The following is a 2,385-nucleotide window of genomic DNA, read 5'->3' as shown; positions in this document are numbered from 1 at the left end:
TAAAAATCCTAATAAACATACGGTCTTATTTATCGATGAGATTCATCAGTATGTCGATAATTCTCGTCCAATAATGTTAAATTTCGTTTGAAAATTAACTAAGACAGGACGTAAATATTTATTTGGTCTAGATTTAACAACACAGTCGCCATCAGATTTATTAGTTTCTGCTAAAGCTGAGTCGATAGTGCAGAATTGTCAGTATTCTACTATTTTTGGGCTTAAGGAAAAAGACTTGAAAGCAGTGGAGCAGATGTATGAATATACCGGTGGTTTAAATAAATCAATGACTTCATTTTTAAGTGCTGGAGTAATTGGTAATAATATGATTTCATTGAATTTAAACTCAAAAATTAAGATTGATGTTTGATATAACGAATATGAAAAAGGATTGTACTTTAAACAAGGCGATTTTAGAAAACAAGAACTATAGGAGTATTATGGATAAAGAAAAACTAGATATGAGTAAAGAATTGTTATTGAAACAATATGAAAATATAGCTTTAAAAAACGAGTTAATGAACCAACAAGCAGAATTGCAGGAAAAAGAATTAACACAACAAATAGAATATAAAGATGATAAAACAAGCAAAGAAAAGGAAGCAAAACCTAAAAAACGAGGTCGAAAACCGAAAAAGAAAGCAAAAGATGAAGCTCCAAAACAAGATAATGGGGTGCAATTAAGTTTTAGGTTATATGATGAAAACGATATTTTAAAATTTAAATCATTTCGTAAAACAGTTGAAGGTAAAGGACAGTCTTTATCGAATGCTTTATCTGATATTGTAGTTTCGTTTTTAGATGAAAAAGATAAAAGAAAAGTAATGTCATCGTTGAAGGTTGATTTATTTTATGCGTTTAGAAAAGCATTTTATGCGTCTTTATCACCTTATACTGCAAACATTATTAATCAAATTTTAAAAGTTAGAGTTGAGAATAATATTATTAATAAAAAACTGGATTTATTACTAAACGCATTGGCTGGTGGTGATGTTTCGAAAGAGATAATTGATAATCCTGGTTCGGAATTGTTAGTTGAGCCGAAATATTTTGAGCAAATTCGTCAGATTTTAAATATTGAAAATGATGAAAAAGGTTTAAAAACAAATGAGAAAGTGGCAAAAGTTAAAAGACGTGAAGAAATATATGAAAATTATGAGTTTAATAACGAAACAGATCCCGAGATTTTGGCAGAGTATTTTGATCTAGGTAAATAATTTATGAGAAATAAACTAAAAAAAATTTTAAATTTTGGGCTGGTAAGTGCTCCGTTTGCTGTGCCGTTATGTTTTGTTTCTACTAGTTTTAAAACTGATGCTAGTAGCACTACCACTTATTACTCTTTGCCTAGAGAATGAGGCAAAAATGTAAGGAGTCAGCAATTAAGTAAATCATTTTCGGTGGATTCTAACAAAGCATTTATGAAAACACCTTATTGAGAAGATTTTTATGAAAGTGAATGAAGAATAAGTGCTGATGATATATTTTTAAACGAAAATTTAACTTGACAATTTAGATCGGATGGTCAAAGAGTATCTGATCAAGAGTTTAATAAATATTTAAAAGATTTAGAAGACATTAATAATTGAGAAAAACATGTAGGTTATGAAATATCGACAACAATTGATTTTAATCGTTTTGAAGCTATGTATCAAAAGATAATGAGAAATAGTTCTCTTGATGTAAGTGTTAAAAATGAAATTAAAAGACAGTGAGAAAATGCTAAATTAGGATTAATAAAAGGTAAGAGAGTTGAGATAAAATTACAAAACGATGATTATCAATATATTAGCTATGCTTCATTTGAAGAAATAGAATATGACAGATGAGAATGGGTAAATGGTCGCTTAATTGATATAAATACACAAGACCAGGCAAAAAGACTGGTTATTAATATTAGTGGTGAGTATGAAAAAGCACACGATAATTATGAGGAATTAAAAACTGGTTGATACAAAATTCAAAATGAAATTTTACAAAATAAAACAGAATTTATGATTAGCTCTGATAGTGGTGGTAATTTAAATACTAAACCTAAATCAGGGTTTAAGTCTAATAAAAAATTTCTTGATGAATATATAAAAAAATTAAATGAAGATATAACCTCTGCAAAAATCAATATGCGATTAGTTTATAAGCAAGCTACTAGCGATAAAATAAATCTTTATGTTATTTGAAATGGCGAAAAGAAATTATTAGCAGATAATGTTAAAGTTAAATTTAAACCTAATTCTAATTTTGAAGGTTTGCAAATAGACGAAAGATTAAAAATTGAATTAGGTAAGTGAGTAGATTTTGATGCAAAAACAACTCGTTTAGTTGATGATGTTTTAATTAGAGATCCAAAAGATACTAAGAGTATAGGCGTTAAACAGAGAGAAAAGA

1 protein-coding gene and 2 pseudogenes are annotated in these 2,385 nt (G+C 28.0%); all 3 read left to right on the top strand.

Annotation, left to right across the window (positions count from 1 at the left end):
* Window positions 1-433: pseudogene (locus N1F73_RS03585) on the top strand (conjugal transfer protein TraE); the annotation flags it as partial.
* 7 nt (window positions 434-440) lie between these two features.
* Window positions 441-1,217 (top strand): Mbov_0398 family ICE element protein, encoded by a 777-nt coding sequence (locus tag N1F73_RS03580; RefSeq protein WP_260360140.1) that lies wholly within the window; start codon window positions 441-443, stop codon window positions 1,215-1,217.
* A 3-nt stretch (window positions 1,218-1,220) separates the two neighbouring features.
* A pseudogene (locus N1F73_RS03575) lies at window positions 1,221-2,385 on the top strand (conjugation protein); the annotation flags it as partial.

It is taken from the genome of Mycoplasma sp. HS2188 (genome assembly GCF_025209835.1).
GTDB lineage: Bacteria > Bacillota_I > Bacilli_A > Mycoplasmatales > Metamycoplasmataceae > Mycoplasmopsis.
This window is presented reverse-complemented; position numbering and strand designations above follow the sequence as displayed.